The organism is Streptococcus sp. 4155 (genome assembly GCF_013276695.1).
In the GTDB taxonomy this organism is placed as follows: Bacteria; Bacillota; Bacilli; order Lactobacillales; family Streptococcaceae; genus Streptococcus; species Streptococcus pseudopneumoniae.
Genome location: NZ_VMLM01000077.1, coordinates 1 through 1,850 on the forward strand (window position 1 = coordinate 1; position 1,850 = coordinate 1,850).

The 1,850-nt window shown below is 39.2% G+C and carries 4 protein-coding genes and 1 pseudogene; all 5 read left to right on the forward strand.

Annotated elements, in window-relative coordinates:
- Window positions 1-208, forward strand: a pseudogene (locus HT715_RS09240) (hypothetical protein); the annotation flags it as partial.
- Between the two features lie 180 nt (window positions 209-388).
- Window positions 389-898, forward strand: coding sequence for a hypothetical protein (locus HT715_RS09245; protein WP_172922927.1), 510 nt, complete (start codon window positions 389-391; stop codon window positions 896-898).
- Between the two features lies 1 nt (window position 899).
- Window positions 900-1,115, forward strand: a complete 216-nt coding sequence (locus tag HT715_RS09250; RefSeq protein WP_045605154.1) for a hypothetical protein — start codon at window positions 900-902, stop codon at window positions 1,113-1,115.
- On the forward strand, window positions 1,112-1,453 hold the full coding sequence (locus HT715_RS09255; RefSeq protein WP_172922928.1) for a DNA-binding protein: 342 nt from the start codon (window positions 1,112-1,114) through the stop codon (window positions 1,451-1,453). The genes HT715_RS09250 and HT715_RS09255 overlap by 4 nt, the downstream gene beginning before the upstream one ends.
- Window positions 1,446-1,718, forward strand: a complete 273-nt coding sequence (locus HT715_RS09260; RefSeq protein WP_138702104.1) for an XRE family transcriptional regulator — start codon at window positions 1,446-1,448, stop codon at window positions 1,716-1,718. Before HT715_RS09255 ends, HT715_RS09260 begins: the two co-directional genes overlap by 8 nt.
- Window positions 1,719-1,850 lie beyond the last annotated feature (132 nt).

Genomic DNA, 1,850 nt, shown 5'->3' on the forward strand with positions numbered 1-1,850 from the left:
AAGCAAGCAGGAGATAAAAGAAGAGGTCAGTGCCGGTCAACGTTTGAAAATGGATTTATATTTTAGACAGGTTTTAGCCTTAACTGGAATCATTGAGTCAAACACCAGTAAGGACAACGACAAGACCAAGGCGATTGAATTGCAACAGAAAGCAATGCGAGCAATACCAGATGACATCTATAAAGAGTTGTCAGAGATTTATGAGTAAATAGCAAAACTAAGAAAAACTAATAAAACCGAAGAGCAGGCAAGCAATTAGAAAAGGTTTTGAAAAGCATAGAGCGCCAACTCTTTAAACTGGTACTTTCTCACGCTTTCAACTTGGCGACTCTGAGTGTGAGGATATCCTGTATAAGAAACGATAATTAAAAGGTCAACGGAGGAAAATATGATAGCAGATAAATTAGAAGCTATTTCAACAAATTTAGAAGAAATACAAGAAATTCTTGTAGGAAATGGAACTGCATTAGCTAAAAGGGAAATCAGTAAAGTATTGAACGACTTAGACGATATTTATAATGAACTAACTAGCACAGAATACCATGAACAACAGGAAACACTTAAGGAACAGACGGAAAGGATGAAACAGAGAGTAGTATCTGAGGTAATAGGAGAATTAGAGCAAAAAGAACGGTCTTTTTATGAAAATTATTGGGGCAACTCTAATTTTATAAAACTGGTTTCTAGATTTGATGGATTTCTTTTTTTGAGTACTTACCTAGCTGAAATAACTAAAGAAAATGGCTATCCTATGAATCGAAGTCAATTATTAAATTACGTCTGGGAACTTTTGGCAGTTGATATTGCAAAGAAAAAACGAGGGCAAAAGAACCTCTTGGATTTATGGACAAGTTCGACTGAGTACACCCGTAGCAAGATGATTTATGAGGAAAACTGACATGAATGAACTAGATTTAACCAATACACAGGCGCTTATCTTTTCCGTGGTACTGATTGGCTTACTGGTCTATCTAAACCACCGAGACCGCAAAAAAAGCGCCCAATTTGAGCGAGAAAACCAACAGACGATAGAAACACCTAGCGAGGATTTAAACCCTGATTATGGGCGATATATCCAGCTTGCAGGGGTAAGAGTTTACGGAGGCACTGAATGAGTCTATCAGAGAATGACAAACGAGTATTAAGACTAATCAAGGTAGGGGCTGAAAACTCCATAACAGGGGCAGAAATCAGCCTGATCACTAAGCTAGCAGAAAGAACCGTGCAAGATATTATCAGCCGTCTAATCACGCGCCATAGTGTTCCTATTGTTGGGGTTCACCATGGGACATTTAGAGGATATTTTATCCCTGCTAACAAAGAGGAGTTACTGGACGGAGCAAAAGCATTCTATAACCAAGTACAGGAAGAACAGAAACGCCTAACTGTCCTTTTAAATGCTGATTTAGAGAGCTACAAAGAAACCTTGAAGGAGGCGGGCGGATATGTTTAGCTTAAGCCGAGAAAGTGAGCAAGACCTAGCGCATGGCATTCTGGAGGTAGTGGAAAGATATCTGGAAGCGCGTGATACAGTCAAACCAAGACTAACAGGCTTAATATCAGCCCAGGAAGTCATGGATGAGTTAGATATAAAATATCTGACACTCCAAAAGTGGGAAAAAGCAGGGCTAAGACGGTATCAACCACCACTAGAAGATACTAGGAAAATCTATTATAGAATTTCTGACTTGATGAAGTTTATGGGGGTGGATGAATGAGGGTGCTGGAGTTAATTCTATCCGCTGACAAATTGCCTTTGTTTGGCTTTCTCAAGTCTAGCCCAACCCAAGTTTGGAAGAATGGCAATCACTATAAATTTATCTATTTTGAACCAATAGGCGAGGGCTTGA